This window comes from Salinivibrio sp. IB872 (assembly GCF_001995345.1).
Taxonomy (GTDB): domain Bacteria; phylum Pseudomonadota; class Gammaproteobacteria; order Enterobacterales; family Vibrionaceae; genus Salinivibrio; species Salinivibrio proteolyticus.
The window spans coordinates 119,820-141,304 of sequence record NZ_MUFO01000002.1 but is presented as its reverse complement, the minus strand read 5'-3'; the positions used below and the strand labels follow the sequence as shown (position 1 = coordinate 141,304).

The 21,485-nt window shown below is 50.1% G+C and carries 23 protein-coding genes; 11 read left to right on the top strand and 12 right to left on the bottom strand.

Features of this window, described 5'->3' with window-relative positions; genetic code table 11:
• Together secB and BZJ18_RS01625 are read right to left on the bottom strand one after the other, a co-directional pair.
• A complete protein-coding gene (gene secB / locus BZJ18_RS01630) occupies window positions 1-477 on the bottom strand; it encodes a protein-export chaperone SecB (protein ID WP_069590868.1) in 477 nt (158 codons plus the stop codon).
• A 97-nt stretch (window positions 478-574) separates the two neighbouring features.
• Window positions 575-1,036: a rhodanese-like domain-containing protein gene (locus tag BZJ18_RS01625; RefSeq protein WP_077455084.1), complete on the bottom strand. Its 462-nt coding sequence runs from the start codon at window positions 1,034-1,036 to the stop codon at window positions 575-577.
• Window positions 1,037-1,497: 461 nt separating this feature from the next.
• Here BZJ18_RS01625 and gpmM point away from each other — a divergent pair, with 461 nt between their 5' ends.
• A complete protein-coding gene (gene gpmM / locus BZJ18_RS01620) occupies window positions 1,498-3,036 on the top strand; it encodes a 2,3-bisphosphoglycerate-independent phosphoglycerate mutase (RefSeq protein ID WP_077455083.1) in 1,539 nt (512 codons plus the stop codon).
• A gap of 31 nt (window positions 3,037-3,067) precedes the next feature.
• Window positions 3,068-4,177 (top strand): peptidoglycan DD-metalloendopeptidase family protein, encoded by a 1,110-nt coding sequence (locus BZJ18_RS01615; protein ID WP_241824895.1) that lies wholly within the window; start codon window positions 3,068-3,070, stop codon window positions 4,175-4,177.
• Window positions 4,178-4,243: 66 nt separating this feature from the next.
• Here BZJ18_RS01615 and tdh read toward each other — a convergent pair whose 3' ends face one another.
• The 3 genes from tdh to BZJ18_RS01600 form a co-directional block, all read right to left on the bottom strand.
• Window positions 4,244-5,272 (bottom strand): L-threonine 3-dehydrogenase, encoded by a 1,029-nt coding sequence (gene tdh / locus BZJ18_RS01610; RefSeq protein WP_108743101.1) that lies wholly within the window; start codon window positions 5,270-5,272, stop codon window positions 4,244-4,246.
• Window positions 5,273-5,291: 19 nt separating this feature from the next.
• A complete protein-coding gene (locus tag BZJ18_RS01605) occupies window positions 5,292-6,488 on the bottom strand; it encodes a glycine C-acetyltransferase (protein ID WP_077455080.1) in 1,197 nt (398 codons plus the stop codon).
• Window positions 6,489-6,678: 190 nt separating this feature from the next.
• The gene (locus BZJ18_RS01600; RefSeq protein ID WP_069590877.1) at window positions 6,679-7,347 is read right to left on the bottom strand and encodes a TetR/AcrR family transcriptional regulator; all 669 of its coding nucleotides are present in this window, start codon (window positions 7,345-7,347) and stop codon (window positions 6,679-6,681) included.
• Window positions 7,348-7,447: 100 nt separating this feature from the next.
• On the opposite strand from BZJ18_RS01600, the gene rfaD reads away from it, so the two are divergent.
• The 7 genes from rfaD to BZJ18_RS01565 all read left to right on the top strand — a co-directional run bounded on the left by rfaD (window position 7,448) and on the right by BZJ18_RS01565 (window position 14,832).
• Window positions 7,448-8,392, top strand: a complete 945-nt coding sequence (gene rfaD / locus BZJ18_RS01595) for an ADP-glyceromanno-heptose 6-epimerase (protein WP_077455079.1) — start codon at window positions 7,448-7,450, stop codon at window positions 8,390-8,392.
• 44 nt (window positions 8,393-8,436) lie between these two features.
• Complete coding sequence (locus tag BZJ18_RS01590; protein WP_077455078.1) at window positions 8,437-9,417, top strand: lipid A biosynthesis (KDO)2-(lauroyl)-lipid IVA acyltransferase; 981 nt, start codon at window positions 8,437-8,439, stop codon at window positions 9,415-9,417.
• Complete coding sequence (waaF, locus tag BZJ18_RS01585) at window positions 9,417-10,439, top strand: lipopolysaccharide heptosyltransferase II (protein WP_077455150.1); 1,023 nt, start codon at window positions 9,417-9,419, stop codon at window positions 10,437-10,439. Before BZJ18_RS01590 ends, waaF begins: the two co-directional genes overlap by 1 nt.
• Window positions 10,436-11,764: an O-antigen ligase family protein gene (locus tag BZJ18_RS01580; RefSeq protein WP_077455077.1), complete on the top strand. Its 1,329-nt coding sequence runs from the start codon at window positions 10,436-10,438 to the stop codon at window positions 11,762-11,764. Before waaF ends, BZJ18_RS01580 begins: the two co-directional genes overlap by 4 nt.
• Window positions 11,764-12,939 carry a glycosyltransferase gene (locus BZJ18_RS01575; protein WP_077455076.1) on the top strand — a complete coding sequence of 392 codons (1,176 nt, stop codon included), beginning with the start codon at window positions 11,764-11,766 and terminating at the stop codon, window positions 12,937-12,939. Before BZJ18_RS01580 ends, BZJ18_RS01575 begins: the two co-directional genes overlap by 1 nt.
• A gap of 64 nt (window positions 12,940-13,003) precedes the next feature.
• Entirely contained in the window at window positions 13,004-13,786 is a 783-nt protein-coding gene (locus BZJ18_RS01570; protein WP_077455075.1) for a glycosyltransferase family 2 protein, read from the top strand.
• A gap of 2 nt (window positions 13,787-13,788) precedes the next feature.
• Complete coding sequence (locus BZJ18_RS01565; RefSeq protein ID WP_077455074.1) at window positions 13,789-14,832, top strand: glycosyltransferase family 4 protein; 1,044 nt, start codon at window positions 13,789-13,791, stop codon at window positions 14,830-14,832.
• Here BZJ18_RS01565 and BZJ18_RS01560 read toward each other — a convergent pair.
• Window positions 14,808-15,737 (bottom strand): hypothetical protein, encoded by a 930-nt coding sequence (locus BZJ18_RS01560; RefSeq protein ID WP_077455073.1) that lies wholly within the window; start codon window positions 15,735-15,737, stop codon window positions 14,808-14,810. The genes BZJ18_RS01565 and BZJ18_RS01560 overlap by 25 nt on opposite strands.
• Window positions 15,738-15,910: 173 nt before the next feature.
• Here BZJ18_RS01560 and waaA point away from each other — a divergent pair, with 173 nt between their 5' ends.
• On the top strand, window positions 15,911-17,164 hold the full coding sequence (gene waaA, locus BZJ18_RS01555) for a lipid IV(A) 3-deoxy-D-manno-octulosonic acid transferase (RefSeq protein ID WP_077455072.1): 1,254 nt from the start codon (window positions 15,911-15,913) through the stop codon (window positions 17,162-17,164).
• Between the two features lie 3 nt (window positions 17,165-17,167).
• Here waaA and BZJ18_RS01550 read toward each other — a convergent pair whose 3' ends face one another.
• Entirely contained in the window at window positions 17,168-17,878 is a 711-nt protein-coding gene (locus BZJ18_RS01550; protein ID WP_077455149.1) for a 3-deoxy-D-manno-octulosonic acid kinase, read from the bottom strand.
• 153 nt (window positions 17,879-18,031) lie between these two features.
• Between BZJ18_RS01550 and coaD the strand changes: the two genes are divergently transcribed.
• Window positions 18,032-18,538: a pantetheine-phosphate adenylyltransferase gene (gene coaD, locus BZJ18_RS01545; protein WP_077455071.1), complete on the top strand. Its 507-nt coding sequence runs from the start codon at window positions 18,032-18,034 to the stop codon at window positions 18,536-18,538.
• Here coaD and mutM read toward each other — a convergent pair.
• From mutM to radC, 5 genes are all read right to left on the bottom strand, one after another.
• Window positions 18,533-19,345 (bottom strand): bifunctional DNA-formamidopyrimidine glycosylase/DNA-(apurinic or apyrimidinic site) lyase, encoded by an 813-nt coding sequence (gene mutM, locus BZJ18_RS01540; protein WP_077455070.1) that lies wholly within the window; start codon window positions 19,343-19,345, stop codon window positions 18,533-18,535. The two genes, coaD and mutM, sit on opposite strands and share 6 nt — an antisense overlap.
• A gap of 15 nt (window positions 19,346-19,360) precedes the next feature.
• Window positions 19,361-19,840, bottom strand: coding sequence for a hypothetical protein (locus tag BZJ18_RS01535; RefSeq protein WP_077455069.1), 480 nt, complete (start codon window positions 19,838-19,840; stop codon window positions 19,361-19,363).
• Between the two features lie 154 nt (window positions 19,841-19,994).
• Window positions 19,995-20,162, bottom strand: a complete 168-nt coding sequence (rpmG, locus tag BZJ18_RS01530) for a 50S ribosomal protein L33 (protein WP_069590895.1) — start codon at window positions 20,160-20,162, stop codon at window positions 19,995-19,997.
• A gap of 13 nt (window positions 20,163-20,175) precedes the next feature.
• Window positions 20,176-20,412, bottom strand: a complete 237-nt coding sequence (gene rpmB / locus BZJ18_RS01525; protein WP_069590897.1) for a 50S ribosomal protein L28 — start codon at window positions 20,410-20,412, stop codon at window positions 20,176-20,178.
• Between the two features lie 185 nt (window positions 20,413-20,597).
• Window positions 20,598-21,281, bottom strand: a complete 684-nt coding sequence (gene radC / locus BZJ18_RS01520) for a RadC family protein (RefSeq protein ID WP_077455068.1) — start codon at window positions 21,279-21,281, stop codon at window positions 20,598-20,600.
• Window positions 21,282-21,485: the final 204 nt, after the last annotated feature.

The following is a 21,485-nucleotide window of genomic DNA, read 5'->3' as shown; positions in this document are numbered from 1 at the left end:
TTACGCTTGCGCGTCTTCGGTTTTTTGCTCGTCAGCTTGCTGTTGCAGATAGTTCATGAACAGCGCATCAAAGTTAACAGGAGCAAGGTTCAATTGCGGGAAGGTGCCTTTGACGACCAAGCTTGAAATGGTTTCACGGGCATACGGGAAAAGAATGTTCGGGCAGAATGCACCCAAGCAGTGTGCCAATTGTGGCGCTTCCATGCCRGTCACTGAGAAAATACCGCCTTGCTGCACTTCACAAAGGAAGGCATTGCTGTCTTGGTTTTTCACTGTCACCGTGAGGCGCAGAACCACTTCATAAATGCCTTCGCCTAGCTCACGGCTTTGCGTGTCGAGATCCAAGTTAACGTCTGGCGCCCAATCTTGTTGGAACACTTCCGGAGAGTTTGGCGCTTCGAAAGACACATCTTTCAAAAACACACGTTGGATAGCGAAATTTTGCTCGGCTTGTTGATTGGTTTCTGCTTCAGCCATGATGGTTAATCCTTACTTTAAATTGGCTCAATGTGCCCAGCACATTAAAAAAAGCGAGCCGCCGCGTCATGCGACCGCTCGATATTTGAGTTGATGATCACTTTTTCTTCTTGGTTTTGCCCTTGCTGCTTTTGGCGCGAACCAGTGGCATATTGGCATCATTCCAAGAGGTGAGRCCATCTTTCAGTACATACACAGTGTCAAACCCAGCTTTGACTAGCTGGTTTGCGCTTTCTGCCGCCGTTTGACCTGTTTTACATACCACAATGATGGGGTCATTTTTGTGTTTTTCAAGCTCACCCAGTGAGTTCGATTTGATTTCACTCGGCAAAAGGTTGATAGCACCAGTGATGTGGCCAGCACGGTACTCATCACGACTACGGATATCGACAAACACACCGTTTTCACGGTTGGTAATGATCGCAGCTTGGTTCGGCGCAACCACTTTGTATGCCGCGGTTTTCTGCTTAATTAAGGACATTAGCAGTGCTGCGGCTAAACCTACCCATGCCAAAGTGAGGAGCATGTTGTTGGAGACGAAATCGATATATTCCTGCATAATCTTTGCTCTATACTGCTTGCTGACTCGCGTCGCGAGAATCCATCAAGGGTGAAAAATGGTGTCGAGTATAACTTGCTCGCCATGGTTTTACAGCCTGTCCGCGTAAATCCGCGCGCTCGCTCACTTGCCAGATGACTAGCACGGTTTTCCCCATCCGCTCAATAACTTGAAAAGAAAGAAGGTTTCACCAATAGCAGAAATCGAGCAAAGCCATTCGCAAGCCGGCTGGATCTTCGCCATAATGAGGGGACTCAAGGGGCATTGGCAAGCCTAACGGTCAACTTGTCAGCGGGGATAATTGATCTTAGCCTACATATCGCGGCGTAAAATGTAGTAAAATTACGCTCATTCAATGACCATTGAGTCATGCTGCTGCTCAGCTCGGGTCGGCATCAAGCCTCAGTGGTTGTCTTATGGCAGCCAATGTCAGTCTTTAGCTTGAATTGAGAGGACGTAATATGTCTGCAAAAAAACCACTCGCACTGGTGATTCTCGATGGTTGGGGTTATCGCGATCCACAAAGCGATAATGCGATCACCAACGCCAACACCCCGGTACTCGATAGCCTGATGGCCGCTAACAGCACCTTGATCTCTGCATCAGGTTTCGATGTGGGCCTGCCGGACGGGCAAATGGGTAACTCAGAAGTGGGACACGTGAACATTGGTGCTGGCCGCGTGGTTTACCAAGACTTGACTCGGATCACCAAATCCATTGCAGATGGTGAATTTAACCAAACGCCAGCGCTGACTGCTGCCGTTGATAAAGCGGTAGACAAAGGTAAAGCGGTTCACATTATGGGTCTGATGTCACCAGGCGGTGTACACAGTCATGAAGATCATATTGCGGCTATGGTTGAGCTTGCCGCTGAACGCGGTGCCGACCAAATCTACCTGCACTGCTTCCTCGACGGACGTGATACGCCACCGCGTAGCGCCAAAGCATCACTTGAGCGTTTTGATACCCTGTTTGCCAAGCTGGGTAAAGGCCGCATTGCATCTTTGGTGGGCCGCTACTACGCGATGGACCGAGACAACAACTGGGACCGTGTTGAGCGCGCTTATGACCTGCTTACTCAAGCTCATGGCGAGTTCACGGCCACCAGCGCGGTTGAGGGCCTAGAGGCTGCGTACGCCCGTGAAGAAAACGATGAGTTTGTCGCGCCGACCGAAATTTATCGCGACGGTGACAATAAAGCGACTATCAACGACGGCGATGCAGTCATCTTCATGAACTTCCGTGCCGATCGTGCGCGTCAAATGACCCGCGCCTTTATGCCGGATTTCGATGGCTTTACGCGTAAAAAATACGCTGAGCTGTCTGACTTTGTGATGCTGACAGAATATGCAGCCGACATCGATACCACGGTCGCCTTCCCACCAGAGAGCTTGTCCAACACCTTGGGTGAGTGGCTCTCGAAAAACGGTAAAACCCAGCTGCGCATCTCTGAAACTGAGAAGTACGCTCACGTGACTTTCTTCTTTAACGGCGGTATCGAGACCGTGTTTGAAGGCGAAGAACGTGCCTTGGTTGCCTCACCAAAAGTGGCAACCTACGATCTGCAGCCTGAAATGAGCTCAGAAGAGTTAACCGACAAGCTCGTTGCGGCGATCAAATCTGGCAAGTTCGATATGATCATCTGTAACTACCCGAACGGCGACATGGTCGGCCACACTGGCGTGTACGATGCCGCGGTGAAGGCATGTGAAGCGGTAGACCATTGCATTGGTCGCGTGCTGGAAGCGATTAAAGAAGTGGACGGTCAGATGCTGATTACCGCCGACCACGGTAACGCCGAGATGATGGTGGATCCAAACACTGGTGGCGCTTACACCGCGCACACCAATTTGCCAGTGCCACTGATGTATGTGGGCAGCAAAGACATCACGTTAAAAGAAGGCGGCAAGCTGTCTGATCTGGCCCCAACCATGCTGGCCTTGACCGGTATGGAGATTCCAGAAGAGATGACTGGCAAGCCGGTGTTCGATCTGAAATAATCCCCTCATGCGGGAGAAACGAACACGCTTTTTGACAGCCCTCCGCGCCAGTGCCTTGTGCACTGGCGTTTTTCTGTGCCTGCTCACTTTTTCAACGAGCGCCAATTCCCAATTGGAAGGCGTCAGTGATGAAATCGCTCGCCAACAATCGCAATTGGCCGCACACAACAAAAAACTGAATCACCTGCAACGGGATTTAAAAGCGCAAGCCACGCGGATTGAAACACTATCGAAACGAATTCGCTCTGCACAGAGCGCTCTTGGTGATACAGAAGCCGAGATTGAGACACTCACTAAAAAACAGGCCCGTCTCCAACAAGAGATGATTGGCCAGCAAGCCTTACTGGCCGACTTACTGGACGCACAATACCGTCAAGGCCAACACGATCAGCTCCAGCGCCTACTCAGTGGCGACGACATTGCACAATTAGACCGACTCACACGCTATGCCGAAACCTTGGCACAGTCTCGTCAAGCTGCGATTGAGTCCCTCGCCGCCACACGCACCGAATATCAGTTAACCGCGCACCAATTGAAACAACAACGCGATAAGCAGTCTGCTTTAGTCACCGAACTGCAAGAGAAAAAGCGGGATTTGGAAAGCGAGCAAAACGCACAAAGTCAAACGGCGAAAAAAATTCGCGCACAAATTGCCAGTGACAGTGCCTACCTTGCGGAACTCAACGCGAACAAACAACGTTTACAAGAAGAAATCGCCGCGGCGGCACGACGCGCCACCGTGAAGATGGCAGGGATTGCGAATGCCAAAGGCAAGCTCACTTGGCCCGTCAAAGGCAGGTTATTACACCGTTTTGGCGAACGTCAGTCCGGCCAAGTCAGTTGGAACGGTGTGGTGATTGGCGCCAAGCGCGGCACCGAAGTGAAAGCGGCGCATGCGGGTAAAGTGGTGCTATCGAGCTGGTTGCGTGGCTATGGCCTATTGATTGCCGTAGACCACGGTAAAGGTGACATGACCTTGTATGGTTATAACCAAGCTTTGCTAAAAGATGTGGGCGATACCGTGACCGCCGGTGAGCCTATCGCCTTGGTCGGCGACAGCGGTGGCCAATCCACCCCTTCCTTGTATTTCGAAATTCGCCGCAAAGGCAACACCACCAATCCACTCCCTTGGCTGGATTAAAAACGCCCACCAAATAGGTGGGCGTGCGGGTGTTTTGCGCACATCAGCGCTGCTACACCAGAGGCATTAACGCTGCCAATCGAGGATCACTTTCCCTGATTGCCCTGAACACATCACATCAAAGCCTTGTCGGAAGTCATCCACGCTGTAGTGGTGGGTGATGATCGGGGTTAAATCCAAACCAGATTGAATTAACGATGCCATCTTGTACCAGGTTTCGAACATCTCGCGGCCGTAGATACCTTTGATCACGAGCCCTTTAAAGATCACCTGATTCCAATCAATGCCCATATCACTCGGTGGGATGCCAAGGAGCGCAATCTTGCCACCGTGGTTCATGGCCGCCAGCATGCTATTAAACGCCGCCGGCACCCCAGACATTTCGAGGCCAACATCAAAGCCTTCCGTCATGCCAAGCTCTTCCATCACCGACTCCAGAGATGACTCAGCCACATTGACCGCACGTGTGACACCCATCTTACGAGCAAGCTCGAGGCGATATTCATTCACATCGGTGATCACCACATGACGCGCCCCAACATGACGGGCCACTGCAGCGGCCATGATGCCAATCGGCCCTGCGCCGGTGATCAACACGTCTTCGCCCACCAAATCAAAGGACAGCGCCGTATGCACCGCATTGCCGAATGGGTCGAAAATCGAGGCTAAATCATCGGAGATCTCATCCGGGATTTTGAACGCGTTAAACGCAGGGATCACCAGATACTCCGCGAAGGCACCTTCGCGGTTAACGCCCACACCAACAGTATTGCGACACAGGTGAGTACGACCGCCGCGACAGTTGCGGCAATGTCCACAAGTGATATGCCCTTCCCCTGAAACCCGATCGCCCAGAGAGAAGCCACGCACTTCTTGACCAATGCCAACCACTTCACCAACATATTCGTGGCCGACCACCATCGGCACCGGAATGGTCTTTTGCGACCACTCATCCCATTTGTAAATGTGCACGTCGGTGCCACAGATAGCCGTTTTTCGAATCTTGATCAGTAGATCATTGTGCCCCAGCTCGGGAAGCTCGGTCTCCGTCATCCAAATGCCGGGCTCCGCTTTGAGTTTCGCCAAAGCTTTCATGGTTGTTTGTGTCATGACATTACCCAATCAGTTGCATCTCTTTGCCTACTTTAATGAAGGCATCAATAGCTCGGTCCAATTGCTCACGTGTATGCGCGGCTGACATCTGGGTGCGGATACGAGCTTGACCTTTCGGTACCACAGGGTAGGAGAAGCCCACCACATAGACGCCCTCTTCCATCATGCGCTCGGCAAACTCACTGGCCACTTTGGCATCGCCAAGCATCACAGGAATAATGGCGTGATCGGCCCCAGCTAGCGTAAAGCCAGCTTCCGTCATGCGTGCACGGAAGTGCTTGCTGTTGTCCCAAAGCTGCTCACGCAAGTGTTCACTTTCGGCTAGCATATCCAGTACACGGATAGAGGCAGACACAATCGCAGGTGCCAGCGAGTTGGAGAAGAGATAAGGGCGCGAACGCTGACGTAGCCAATCAATCACCTCTTTTTTGCCTGAGGTGTAGCCCCCTGACGCGCCGCCCATGGCTTTACCCAAGGTGCCGGTGATGATGTCAACACGATCCATCACTTGATGGTATTCGTGCGTCCCTCGGCCATGCTCGCCCATAAAGCCAACCGCGTGGGAATCATCCACCATGACTAGCGCGCCATATTGCTCCGCCAGATCGCACACAGCTGGTAAGTTCGCCACCACGCCGTCCATCGAGAAGACACCATCAGTCACAATCAAGATATTCGCCACACCGGCGGCTTTCGCGGCTTTAAGCTGGGCTTCCAGCTCGTCCATATCGTTGTTGGCATAACGGAATCGCTTCGCTTTACACAAGCGTACGCCATCGATAATTGACGCATGGTTTAGCGCATCAGAAATAATGGCATCGTCAGGGCCGAGAATGGTTTCGAACAAGCCCGCGTTAGCATCAAAGCATGAGGAATACAGGATGGTATCTTCCATCCCGAGAAAGTCAGATAACTTGGCTTCCAAGGTTTTGTGTGCATCTTGCGTCCCACAAATAAACCGTACCGACGCCATACCAAATCCGTGCTCATCCATCCCTGCCTTGGCAGCCTTGACTAACTCAGGATGGTTCGCCAGCCCCAAGTAGTTATTGGCGCAAAAGTTCAGTACCTGCTGCTCATGATTGACGGCAACACTGGCCGCTTGTGGCGAGGTAATAAGACGTTCACTTTTGTACAAGCCATCAGCTTTTACTTGCTCAAGCTGGTGACGAATTTGCTGATAGAAGGCAGCCGTCATCGCAATCTCCATGCTGTGATGATTACTTTAGGAAGGTCGCTGCCTAACGGTGGCAGCGAATGATGGCGGCTATCATGGCACGTTAAATACCCGGGTGCCAATAAGGGATGTCAGACAGTGATTCATATCGTGTAATCGCTGTCATCTTGTTTGAATATCGCGCAGCTAAGCAGGCAARCCGCCGAACTACTCAGTTCAGCGTGTCTAAAGCATGCTTATCTTGGCGAACTAATTGCTTGCGATAGTGGTCTATTAATACACCAATGGCGGCTTGTCCTTGTGCGGTGGTTAAGGGCCTGAGAAGCTCTAGCATTTGCAGTACGCCTTTATAAATCACCCCCGCGTGAATTTGCGTTTGGGGAGCCTGGGCGCTTTGGTAAAAAATCCAGCTCGACGCCACCAACTTCAGGGTTTCGCCAACAGCACTAAGGGCACTTTCATCCAGCGCGAGCCAGCCTGCTTGGCTATAGTGTTGAAGTATGGTCATTAAATTGACTTGCAGCTGTTGCTGGGCGGCCAAGTACTTTTGTTGCAAAGCTTCATCTCGGCGCAGGATGTCGGGCAGGTTGGCGTAAAAAAACCGATACCGCCACATCAGGCTAAACGTCGCGTCTAAATAATGCTGCAACAGGGCTTGGGTATCGTCGCGGGGCTGATGAGGATCAAACGCCAAGGCGAGATCTTGCGCGTATTGGTCGAATATACTGTGTATAATCGCCTCTTTATTGCGAAAGTGATAGTAAAGGTTGCCCGGGCTGATACCGAGGTCAGCCGCAATATGGTTTGTGGTAATATTTGGCTCGCCGTGTTGATTGAACAAAGCCAGTGCAGCATGGATAATTCGATCGCGGGTTTTCATGTATGGTTCTGTCCTCTGCCCGGTTGATGCTAAACCATACTATCACAGACAACAGCGAAGGCGACGGCGTCTGTCGTCAGGCAAAAATTTAGGTAATGATATGATAATTGTGACAGGTGGCGCCGGCATGATCGGCAGCAACTTAGTAAAAGCACTCAACCAGCAAGGCTATCGCGATATTGTGGTGGTCGATAACCTAAAAGACGGCACCAAGTTCGCTAACCTCGTTGATCTCGATATCGCCGACTACATGGATAAAGACGATTTCCTCACCCAAATTATGGCGGGTGATGACTTTGGTCCTATTGAGGCGGTTTTTCACCAAGGCGCCTGCTCTTCCACCACAGAGTGGGATGGTAAGTACATGATGCTCAATAACTATGAGTACTCCAAAGAGCTACTCCATTATTGTATTGAGCGTGATATTCCATTCTTATACGCCTCGTCAGCAGCCACTTACGGCGGCCGCGACAGCGATTTTATTGAAGCGCCCGACTATGAAGGGGCACTCAATGTCTATGGCTATTCGAAGCAGCAATTCGATAACTATGTCCGTCGCGTATGGGACGATGCGGCAGCTCATGGTGAAACACTGCCACCTATCACCGGCTTTCGCTACTTTAATGTGTATGGCCCACGCGAGCAGCACAAAGGCAGTATGGCCTCAGTGGCCTACCACCTTAACCAACAAATTCTAAACGGTGAAAATCCCAAACTTTTTGAAGGCAGTGATACCTTCAAGCGTGATTTTGTCTATGTCGGCGATGTTTGCGCAATGAATATCTGGTTCTGGCAGCAGCAAATCTCTGGGATTTTTAACTGCGGTACCGGCCGTGCTGAGCCATTCAGCGCCGTTGCCAATGCAGTGATCGCGTTTCACGGCAAAGGCGAAATCGAAGAAATTCCATTTCCTGCCCACCTGAAAGGCCGTTACCAAGCCTACACGCAAGCCGATCTCACCAAGGTTCGAGAGGCAGGCTACACCGCAACATTTAAAACCGTTGCTGAAGGTGTTGCCGCGTATTTGGCCGAAATTAATCGCTAATAACAATAGTTCGCCCCAGTGAGGCTGGGGCGTGAGAAAGAGCAATGACAAAACAGCGACACGATTACGACGCGCATGCCTACAACCCAGAATTTTCGCGTGCCTATCTGGCGCCCAAATACTGGGGCACATGGCTGATGCTTTTGGTTGCCCTTCCCGTTTGTTTACTCATTCCAGCTAAGGCGAAGTATCGCTTTTCTCGCTGGGTCGCCAACAAACTGGTAGCAAAGAAAAAAGGTACCATTTTGAATGCATGGCTTAACCTCGAAGCCTGCTTTCCTGACAAATCCGCCGAGGCTCGTCAGGCGATTTTGGTAGAAATCTTAACCACGGCTGGGGCCTTTTTGCTTAGCTTTCCGCTGATCACCTTGCGAAGCCGCCATTGGTTTCAACACCACTGTGACGTCGCGGGCATGGAGCATATCACTCGCCACACGGATAATGGCGAAGCGGTGATCCTATTTGTCCCCCACACATGGGCCATTGATGCCGCAGCCATTCTGTTTGCTTCTCAAGGGCTTCCAGTGGCGGCCTTTTCTAAACGACAAAAGAATCGCCTGCTGGATTGGCTGATGCATCGCCAACGCGTGCAATACGGCGGGAACTGCTACGAACGTGAGGCCGGAATTAAACCCTTTATTCGCGCCGTTAAACGCGGATTTCTAGGTTACTACTTGCCCGATGAAGATATGCGTGATGAAAGCAGCGAATTCGTGCCGTTTTTTGCCACCACCAAAGCCACCTTGCCAAGTTTGGGTAAGCTAAGCAAAGTGACCCGTTCCCATATTGTCCCGGTATTGTCCGGCTTTAATGCCCAAACAGGGCGATTTAACATCACCGTTTATCCCGCATTCAACGACTTTCCGACCGGCGAAAGTCAGACAGATGCACGCGCTATGAATGCGCAAATCGAGACAATGCTAGAAGGACAGCTAGACCAATATATGTGGATTCTTCAGCTTCTCCGGACCCGAGAAGATGGCCGCAACATTTATCAAGAAGCAAAAAAGAAGGCGGCAGCATGATGAACATACTGGTCATTGGTCCCTCTTGGGTAGGCGATATGGTGATGTCACAATCACTGTATAAAACTATTAAGCAACGGCACCCTAACGCCAAGATTGATGTGATGGCACCAGCGTGGTGTGCCCCAATTTTAGCACGCATGCCAGAGGTCAATCGCAGCATTGAGATGCCGCTCGGCCATGGCGAATTTGCGCTCGGTAAACGTCGCCAATTGGGTAAAGCACTCGCAAAGCACCACTATGATCACGCCTATGTGTTGCCTAATTCGGCCAAATCGGCACTGATCCCTTGGTTTGCCAATATTCCAGTGCGCACAGGCTGGAAAGGTGAAATGCGGTATGGCTTGCTGAATGACTTACGCCCCAACAAGCAAGCCTTTCAGTACATGGTTGAGCGCTATGTCGCATTGGCTCACCCTCGTGCTGAGATGCAAAGCTCAGCCTCACTCGGCGGTCTTGAAGACCTGCCAAAACCTGAGTTAACCATTGACCCTGACGCACAAGCGGCCGTGGTCAAAAAACTGGGGCTGAATCAAGATAAGCCCGTGCTTGGTTTATGCCCAGGGGCCGAATTTGGCCCAGCGAAAAAGTGGCCCGAACGCCACTATGCCGCGGTCGCACAAGCGCTGATTGCACAAGGCTACCAAGTATGGCTGTTCGGCTCAGCAAAAGACGTTGAAACCTGTGAAAACATTGCCGCACTGTCTGGCCAGCAAGATGACATGTATGTATTAGCGGGGAAAACCAGCCTGATTGAAGCCGTTGACTTACTCGGCGCCTGCCAAACCGTGGTCAGCAACGACTCGGGTCTGATGCATATCGCTGCCGCGGTAAATTGTCATGTCATTGCGGTATATGGCTCCACATCCCCGGAATATACGCCCCCATTAACCCATAAAGTCGATATTATTCACACCGATATCGACTGCCGCCCATGCTTTAAACGCGAATGTCCGTTAGGGCATTTAAAATGTTTAAACGATTTGGACCCTGACCAAGTAGTAACTAGGATCCTCCAATGAACCAAGTCACAGCCCCATCATTGTTTAATTTATTTGAAGATAAGCGCTATTATCACTTAGCACGCTTTTTTCTTTTTGGTTATGCCCTGACTGCTATTGCGTTTCCGGACGCTGGCGAGTTATTTCGTGCACTCTTTCTCGCGCTGAGTGTGCCATTATTAATCACACACCGACACTTTCTCAAAAAAGATGCCTTTTTTTGGATATTTGGTGGTGCAATAGTGATTCAAGGATTAGGGTGGTTTAATGGAACTATCCATATCCCGCAACTTGCGAATGATTACCCGCACTTTGATAGATTGGCGAAACTATTTATCTTTATACCAATTGGCCTTGTGCTTCAAGGAAATAATAAAGCCGCTATTACGACGCTGGTGCTTTTTACAATCGGGATTTTTATCGCTTGTGTCACACAAAGTGACTTTCGCCATCAAGTAGATTTAGCATTGCAGCTTAGGCGCGTTAATTTTGGTTTGAAAAACGCGCAATTTACCTCCATGTTTGCAGGAACCGTCGCCTTAGTTTGCTTTGGACTATTTTTTGCCGTCAAGCATGCGACGACAAGCTTTAAAGTAAAAAGTGTATTGAGTCTACTTTTAATGACCGCACTTTCTTTTTCTGTTGTGCTTGCCATCGTCAGCCAATCTCGTCAAGTCTGGCTTGCCATGGTTGCGGTTATGTTTATGTTGCCACTGATACTTACGCTATCAGGGATCATTAAGTCAAAAAAATCGGTATTTATTAGCTACGCCATTGTCCTACTCGTTTTGCTTGCCGCATCCCAGTCCGAATACATTCAAAGCCGTGCGTCAGAAGAGCAATCGGTCTTGACCAAGGTGATATCCGGTGACTTGGATAATATTCCAATGACAAGTATCGGAATACGCATCAACTCATGGCTTGATGCATCAAAGAGCATTGCTGAACACCCAATCCTCGGCCTAGGTGAAAATGGGATCAAGCATGTGATTACTTCATCAGATAAACTGATGGCGTTAAAAAATAGCACGAGTGGTTCTTTAAAAGACCTTGCTCACTTGCACAGCAATCACATTGAGTTGCTGGTCGCATACGGTATCATCGGTTTTTCACTTGTTTTAGCGCTGTATATTCTGCCTTGTATAAAGGCCTACAAAGGTTATAAAGCTGGTATGACGCCTCAATGGACGCTCATCCTTGCGCTATGTTTCTACCTCTTTTGGTTTATCATCAATGGATTCGAAACCTTTAATAGTCGTAGTTATGGCGTGTTTAGCTTTGTGATTATCTCAGGGGTTATATACAGTCTCACTCAAGTGAAAATGCTAAGAAGAGATAATAACTGATGCGTATTGCTGTGGTTGTTAACTGCTTAAAACTCGGCGGCATGGAGCGTGTCGCTGTAAACCTTGCAGAAGCATTTACTGCGCAAGGGCATGAGGCGACGCTTATTTACTTAAAAGATCGCCCCATCGATATCCAGCCTAACGAAAAGGTAGACGTTCAGCTGTTTAACCTTAAAAAGGCAGCAATGACGACAGGTATTGGCGCACTTTACTACCTACTCTGTAAGCTTATAAATAGCGTGGTGAGTAAATCATTCCCGCTATTATTTGCTTACTTGACTGGCTATTTCTTTCAAAAAAAACTTAAGAAGCTAGAAGCTGAGAAGGGCAAATTCGATTTAATCATTTTCCGTGGACAAGGCACCTTCGAGCAACTTTGGCCTCTTCAAAACCCGCGCTTTGTCTACGTCTGTGAAAACATCATAAAGCCCAGACAGTACGGTGCATTTTCAAATCGGGTTTATCACGCACTCTTTGATCACAAAAACATCGTTTGTGTCTCTGAAGGCGCTCATGATAGCTTTCAAGCACTCAAGCGGCAGTACGCACTCTCTCCCTCTCACTCTCAAGTGATCAGTAACCCTAATAACGCGGCTTATATCCGAAAACAAGCGGAGAAGGATGAGCCGGACATGCATCCTCGCCCATTTATACTCGGCTTGGGACGCCTCACTCAAGTGAAGAATTTCACCCTGTTGGTGGATGCCTATTGCCAGTTAATGACAGAGCATCATGTCACGCATGATCTTGTCATTGTCGGCGAAGGAAAAGACAGGGAAAATATTGAAGCACGCGTCAAGCAACTCGGTATCGAGGATCGTGTTTTCTTTAAAGGCGCCCGCAAGAATCCCTTCCCTTGGTTCAAGCAAGCCGACTTATTTGTGCTCAGCTCACGGTTTGAAGGGCTAGGAATGGTCTTACTCGAAGCCTTAGCCTGTAACACTCGCATCGTTTGCACGGACTCAGAAGGTGGGGTGAGACAAATTATGTCTGGTGAGTTAGCACACTATCTATGTGAGCAAGCGCCCGCTGACATGGCTGAGAAAATGCACATTGCCTTAACGCATCATTGGAGTCCATCTGAACAGACTGCCATAGAGAATAAGCTCGCAGAGTTCAGTCAAGAAAACATCGTGCAAAAATACAAAGCGCTGTACCACAATAATATTCAATAAAAATCGATATCGGCCTCATACACTCTCTGTTGAGGACAGTTCACGAACGTTTAAAGGTAACATCATGATCACAGGCGTCGTTATTACGCTCAACGAAGAAAAAAACATTAAAGCTTGTATCGAGTCGCTACAGCAAGTGTGTTCTGACATCGTGATTGTTGACTCACAAAGCACCGATAAGACAACGGCGATTGCCGAAGCGCTCGGCGCTACCGTCGTTATCCAACCTTACCTTGGCGATGGCATCCAAAAAAACGTGGGATTGGCGCATACTGAAAACCAGTGGATCCTGAGCATAGATGCGGACGAACGCTTAACCAATGAAGCAGTCAAACAGATCCAAGCACTCGATTTAGCCAATACACCTCATGATGCGTTCGCCTTCCGTCGCCGTAACCATATTGGTAGCCGATGGATCAAACAGTGTGGCTGGTACCCTGATTACTGTATTCGTCTGTACGATAAAACCAAAACTCGCTTTGCCGAAGTCAAACAGCATGCCGCAGTGCAAGCTAGTAATCCTAAGCCGCTAGATTGTGACCTGATTCATTACTCTTTTGATAATATCGGACAGCTTTTCGCCAAACCGGGACGTAACTTCAGCGGACGAGCAGCTAAAATAATGTATCAAAAAGGCAAACGTGCCAATGCGTTTTCTCCGTTTGTGCATGGCCTCAACGCCTTTATTCGTAAGTATATTTTTCAACGCGGCTTTTTGGGTGGCGTCGATGGTATGACAGTCGCACTCAGCTCTGCAGTAAATAGTTATCTAAAATACGCCAAATTACTCGAATTCCAACGCGATCCAAAAGTGTTAGAAAACGAAGACTTCAATAAGGTGTGGTGATCATGCACATTTGCCACGTCAATCTTGCATCTGGGTTTAGCGGCGGTGAGCGACAAACACTCACACTGATCAAACAACAGCTCGCAATGGGTTATCAACTCACTGTGGTCGCTAACCCCAAAAGCCCGTTTGCTGATGAAATTCGCGCGCTTGAACAGTGCCAATTAGTGCTTTGTAAGCATTATACTCACTCGCATCAGCGCTCAATCACCGCTGACTGCGATGTGGTACATGTTCATGAAGGCCGAGCCATCTATTGGGCGCTGCTCCAGCGCTTGATACATGGCGTACCCTATATCGTCACACGACGCATTGATAATCCCCTAAAGCGTAAATGGCTATCTCAACTTGCCTATACACGTGCAAGTACGTTGGTCGGGCTCAGTTCGGAGATTGTCCGCCAGATAACTCGGCGCCACCCTCAAGCGAATGTGGCAACCATTCCTAGCTCTCCGGTTCAGTATCCGGTTTCAGACGCTGACGTCGACGCAATTAAGGCGCAGTTTGCTAATAAGTTTCTGGTCATTCAAGCCGCGAATATGTACGCCCATAAAGGCTTTGATGTCACAATTGGCGCCGCCAAGGTGCTCGAAAAGCACGCCCCTCAGATTCACATCTGCTTACTAGGCGATGGTAAAGCGCGCGCTGAGCTCGAAAAACAAGCACAAGGCCTTGGCAACATTAGCTTTATGGGTAAACAAAGTGCAATGGGGAACTGGTTCGCGGCCGCCGATTTGCTGGTTCATCCTTCGTATAGTGAAGGGCTGGGCTCTGTGATCCTCGAAGCGATGGCTGCAGGCTTGCCTGTGGTAGGTACAAATGCCGGCGGGATCCCCGATATCATCAAAGATGATATATCAGGACGACTTATCGAAGTAGGCAACCCAGACCAGCTCGCCAGCGCTATCGCAGATATTGCCAATGATGAATCGCTTCGAGAGCGCCTTATTGCTGGCAGTCTTGAGCAAGCGAGGGCCTGCGATATCGGTCAAACCGCGTTGACTTATCAGACCCTCTACCGTCAGGTTTTGGCATCGCAGGCTTGACCAAGTAACGCCTGCTTAGCCTCAGGGAAGTGGCTAAGCAAGGCGGCCAGCTGCTTATCATTACCACCCTGCCGAATATTAAACTGAGCCAGTCCCAGCGAGCGATGCCGTTTTAGCGCAAACGAGGGATCACTGTACGGCACTTTCATGCACAAGCTTCCTTGACGTATTGCCATGACTTTTAACCATAAGTCATCCGCACTGGGCGCGAGCTTTGTAAATAAAGTCTGATCCATAACGTCCTTATGGAGCGAGTGTGGGGGATACAAGATGCCCTCACATCCGGTCAACATCAGTTGATGGGACGGCTTCTCAGGGCGCGCGCAATACCGCCAGCGCTTATAAGGACGGATAGAGTCGTGACTAACGCTAATTTCATGGCCACGATGACCATAAATATACCCTGGGTGGTGGCGACATGTGCGAATCAAACCTTCAATCATACTGTGAGGATACAAGACATCGTCATCGACCGTCACAATATAAGCATCCGGCAGCAGCTCAAGCGTGGGAATAATTTTCTTATAGGATTTAGTGTTGGTGCAAAACTTCACTTCAAGTCCTCGCTCACACTGCTTTTGCAATGAGAGAGGAAGCGTCGTGTCGTCATATTCCTCTTTGTCCAGCCATAGAATAATGCGGTTAGGTCGACAGGTTTGCTGGGCAAGCGATTCAATCACTAGATAGACTTCATGGACCTTCTCGGCAAAAGACGTCAAACTCACCACTAGCGGACTATCAAAGTACGCTGCTTCAGAGGTTAGCGGCTGGTCGCCAACCACCATTTGCTGATGCAGCTGCTCTTGTCGTAAGCGTGTGGCGATAATCCCTTCAATGTCCCGCATATTACGGTGACGCGCTTTTCGCTCTCTAATGATTTTTTTGAGTTTTTTCGCGATACCCATGTCTTTTTTATACAACGTCCTTAAATGACGCCAACTCTAGCATAGTTTTTTGAGGAGATAGTGGATTCCCCGCCCAACACGTGAGCTGCTCCGGAATGAAATACCATGGTGGGTTATCAACAAATGAGGGACAAATCGGTATCATGGCAATAAATCGTCGATAGGAGCTTCCTTTGCGCTGGCTATACACCTTTATCCTGACTCTTATTGCCCCGTTGTTATTAGTGGGCCTGTACCGAAAGCGTCCCGGGAAACCGGCCGTCGGTGCGCGATGGCGTGAGCACTTTGGTCGTACGCCGGCTGTTGAGGGGCAGCCGATTTGGCTGCACGCGGTTTCTGTGGGCGAAGTGCTCGCCGCGAAACCCGTGATTGCCGCGTTGCAGCAGGCCTACCCATCCATTCCTCTGCTCGTCACCACCACGACCCCAACCGGCGCCGAACAGGCAGAAAAGATAGAAGGCATTATCCATCGCTATATGCCAGTCGATTTTAACGTCGCTGTCCGTGGTTTTTTGCGCGCAGTCAATCCCCGCCTGTGTGTGATTATGGAAACCGAGCTGTGGCCAAACACTCTCGCTAACGTCCATCAAGCCGGTGTGCCTATCGTGGTCATCAATGCGCGCTTGTCCGAGAAAGCGTGCCGCGGCTATAAACGGATCGCACCGCTATTTCGTGCCATGAGCCAAAATATCGATGTGATTTTATGTCAGCACGACAGCGATAAGGCCCGTTTTGCCGAATTGGGTGTTGCCGACAATAAGCTCGCGACGGTCGGCTCCGTCAAATTTGATATTAAAGCTACGGATCCTCATCTGGGCCAATCACTGATTGATGACATTGGTGCCCGTCCATGCTGGGTTGCCGCCAGTACGCATGAGGGAGAAGATGCCATCATGCTCGACGCCCATGCCGCTTTGCTCCGTGATTATCCCGATGCCTTGTTAATCTTGGTTCCCCGTCATCCGGAGCGGTTTGATGGCGTAGAGGCGCAGATCCACACCCACGGACTCAGCGTCCAGCGCCGTACAAGTGACGCGCCAATCGCCCTTTCCTCGCAAGTCTATTTAGGGGATACCATGGGAGAAATGATGACATATCTGGCTGCTGCGAACGTGGTTGTCATGGCGGGTAGCTTTCTCGGCCCTAAAGTCGGTGGGCATAACTTGCTCGAGCCTGCCGCGCTCGCAAAGCCGCAGTTAACGGGACCCAGCTACTACAATTTCCAAGTGATTGGTGACACCTTGATTGAAGCAGGCGCCTTGCAAGTGTGTAATGACAGCCGAGATATTGCCGCGAAGATCGGTGCCTTTTTCTCGTCCCCACCCCTGGGCGCGCAAGCAGGACAAGCGGGATTGCAGGTTGTTGAGCAAAACCGAGGGGCAGTCGAACGTACCTTGCAAGCACTGGCGCCTTGGTTAAATCGCTAACCCCTATTTGCGAATCTTGTTATAGCCTTTTAGCACGGCGGCCCAATCTTCGGGCTGCCAGTGGATTTGACGCTTTTCCTTCTCTTTTTTAAACGAGCGATGCAAACGCGCTAAGTTGTCTTCTTTCCACTGCTCACCGTCACGCTGCTGGCATTTGTCGAAATCAATTAACCACAACTTGCCTCTCTTATCGCGAAGAATGTTGTGAATATTGAGATCAGTGTGACAAACTCCGGCATCGTGAAGCCGTCGCACGAGTCGTCCGATAGCTCGGTAGTCATGAGCCAATAGTGCATGTTCACAGAGGATAGCTACAAGATCACGCGCGCCTGGCACTTTTTCAACCAGAATATCTGCCCGATACGTGCGCCCAGATTTGACCGCGCGCGCCGCAACCGGCCGAGGCACTGGCAACTTTTTCGCCCGCAAGTAGGCGAGTAACGTCAGCTCCGCCCCGCAACGGGTTGTCTCCCAACCGGTGAACCAGTATTGATCTTTTACCAGCTTACCGAACAAACCGCCCCGATAATAATGGCGCAATGCCATCTCCATCTTAGGACCACGCACAAAAAAGGTCGTGCCGCGTCCTTTTGCTGAACCCGTCACCGCTGCTTGCTGATGCCAATAGTGAATATCGAAATAGTGGCGTGGATCCCCTTCCACTAACTCAGGGTCAAACCAAATACATTCGTTGTCGCTCTGTTCTACTTCTATACTCACTGTTTTTCCTATCTTGCGGTCGCTGCAGCGCCTATCAGTGTAACGCGCCTATTTTCAGATTCACAGACGCGCCACAATGAAGAACAATGCGTCTCGACGCATGATTTGATAACCTCTGCCCAGATAACACATCAAAAGGACAACCCTGTGACCAAGAAACAACTGACCCGTGTGATTTACCCGGGCACGTTTGACCCCATCACTAATGGCCATCTTGATTTGGTTGAACGCGCTGCAAGCATGTTCGATGAGGTCATCGTCGGCATTGCCGCAAGCCCCAGTAAAAAACCCCTGTTTGATCTGGACGAACGCGTCGCCTTAACCCAAGCGGTGACCAGTCATTTGCCCAATGTCTCTGTGGTCGGTTTTTCTGGGCTACTGGTGAATTTTGCCAAGCAATACCAAGCCAATATTTTGGTACGTGGTCTACGTGCTGTCTCTGATTTCGAGTACGAGTTCCAACTGGCCAACATGAATCGCCGTTTGATGCCTGAGCTTGAAAGCGTGTTTCTCACTCCATCCGAAGAGTACTCGTTTATCTCATCAACCTTGGTCAAAGAAGTGGCACTGCACGGCGGCGACACCAGTGAGTTTGTGCACCCTGATGTCTTAACCGCGCTTTGCAATAAGCTTCACGTCAACACGCCATCATAGTGGCTGGCAATGCGGGCAGAATACCGTTGCCCGCTGCCCAATCACCACACGCTCTAATACCGTCTCGCATTGCGGACAAGGTTCGCCGGCTTTGCCGTAAACCCGAAGCTCCTGAGAAAAATAGCCTGCTTTGCCATCCACGTTGGTAAAGTCTTTTAAGGTCGTGCCCCCTTGAGCAATCGCCGCCGCGAGCACGGTTTTTATCTCATCGACAAGGCATGCTGCTTCTGAGTGCGTCAGGCTCCCTGCTGGGCGTTTGGGGTGGATCCCCGCACAAAAAAGAGATTCATTGGCATAGATATTCCCCACGCCAACGACCACGGCGTTATCCATAATGAAGGATTTCATCACCAATTTTTTACCCTTCGCACGCGCCAGTAAATAATCAGCGTTAAAAGCGTCACTTAGTGGCTCGGGGCCAAGCTTGCTCAGCACTTGATGCATTGTATCCTGCGCTTGCCACAGCCAAGCGCCAAATCGTCTTGGGTCGTGATAACGGATCATCATATTGTTGCTGAGGATGACATCCACATGGTCATGCTTTTCTGGGGCTAAGCTGGCGGGTAATACCCGTAAACTGCCCGACATCCCAAGATGCACAAGCGCCGTCCCCAGATCGCACTCGAGCAACAAATATTTGGCACGACGTGTTATCCGGCGGATCACTTGGCCTTGGAGCAATTGCAATTCATCAGGCACCAGCCAGCGCAGCTGTGGTTGGCGAACAATAATTTGGGTGACGGTCTGACCTTCAACATAGGGAGTGATCCCCATGCGACTGACTTCAACTTCAGGTAATTCAGGCATGATAAGGACTTTTACTTACGACTTAGTCAACGGAAAAAGGTAACGGCTATCAACAGACACCGCCAGCCATTGGCCTTGCTCATTTTGCATTAACCAAAATTGCGGCTGCTGATAATAGGTAATACGGATAGGTTCTTGATCAGGACTACGCAGTAGCTCAAGCGTCCGCGGTGCGGTTAGTTGCGGCCGCAGCGATTGCAAGGTGGCGTCATTCACTTGTGTCCCTTTCAGTCCCAGCCAACGCTGAGCGAGCTCCGTGGGGCTAATCAATAACGGCTTATCGGTTTGCCAACCATCGAGCGTACGCGTCAAGGTTAAGTGAGAGAAGCGCAGCGCGAGCACCTCACTGCGCGACGTCACCAAGGCAATCACACCGTCAGGCATATCTCGGGCGTGGCGTTGGTGGCGCAGGTAGTCAGGCAATAGCATCAAACCGAAAAAGATCACCACGGAAAAAATGAGGATGTTGTTCCACGTTTTTCGTTTTAGCTTCATGAGACACCGCCACTGGATACCCGACTTTGTTAATCAGCAGTATATACACAAATGAGGCTGGCGTTGATAGCTAAGCGACCGGATGGCCCAGCGAGGAAAAATAGATATAAAAAAACCCAGCCTAGGCTGGGTCTTTCTCGAAACTTTCAACCAATTACTTGATTTTGGCTTCTTTATACATAACGTGCTTGCGAACTACGGGATCAAATTTTTTGATCTCGAACTTGCTTGGCATGTTACGTTTGTTCTTATCTGTGGTGTAGAAGTGACCAGTACCAGCAGAGGATACTAGACGAATCTTCTCGCGAATGCCTTTAGCCATTCTCTAAGTCCTCTTATACTTTCTCACCGCGGGCACGCATTTCTGCTAGTACAGAATCGATACCTTTTTTGTCGATGATGCGCATACCTTTAGTAGATAGACGCAGTTTAACGAAGCGTTTTTCGCTTTCTACCCAGAAACGATGAGTTTGCAGGTTCGGCAGAAAACGACGCTTGGTGGCGTTATTAGCGTGAGAGCGGTTGTTACCAACTACAGGACGCTTGCCAGTTACTTGGCATACTCGTGACATGAAAGTCTCTCCAAAATCGTTTCAGCTCGATATCAACCTTGTCCGCCAGTCCTGCAAATTCAAGGTCAGGCTCAAGGTCAAGGCTATCAAAGGTGGCGCATTATACTAACTGAATTCACATTGCTCAAGTCCCGAGCAGATCCTTTTGCGCTCTTTTTGATCGTTTTTTTCGCCAAAGGCGATCCTCAAAGGGATAACAACCAACCTCGTTCGGCGAAGGATACCACTTCTCCGTCCCCAACCACCAGATGATCAAGCACACGAATGTCGACTAATCCCAACGCTTGAACAATTCTTTCGGTGATTTGGCGGTCGGCCTGACTCGGCTCTGCCACACCCGAAGGGTGATTGTGGGCCAATATAAGCGCCGACGCATGCAATTCGAGTGCGCGGCGCACAATTTCACGCGGATACACACTCGCCGCATTATGGGTACCCTCAAAAAGTTGCTCATCGGCAATGACACGGTGTTGATTGTCGAGAAATAACACATAAAACGCTTCGCGGGGCCGGTCTCGAAGCAACGTCGACAAATAACGGCGGGTATGATCAGGGCTAGTCAGAGCATCGGTTTTACTTAACGTTTCTTTTAAATAACGGCGGCTAAGCTCCAATACCGCCTGAAGCTGGGCATATTTCGCGCTTCCTAGCCCTTTATGCTGACAAAACGCAGCTTGGTCAGCCCCCATCAGCGCACGCAGCGAGCCAAAGTCATTTAATAGGTAGTCGGCCAGTTCAACCGCACTCATCCCCGTCACCCCAGTTCGCAAAAAAATCGCCAGTAACTCGGCATCAGACAAGCTCTGTGCCCCTCTACTCAGCAAACGCTCTCGTGGGCGGCAATCTTGCGGCATGGTTTTTAAGCTCATGATCGTTCTCCCTTTGCTGAGCCAGTCGTCGGCTACGACAAAGCCGATAGTAGGGATAGGACGCCGCCTTGATACAAGCGCATCATGGCAAGGTTGCGTTACAGTCGCCTATTTTTATTCCCCGTTGCGTGTGCTTTTCAGCAGACATCAGCCCATATCACAGCCAACCTGGCTCACACCGTGCGAGGATTCATGCGCTTGAAC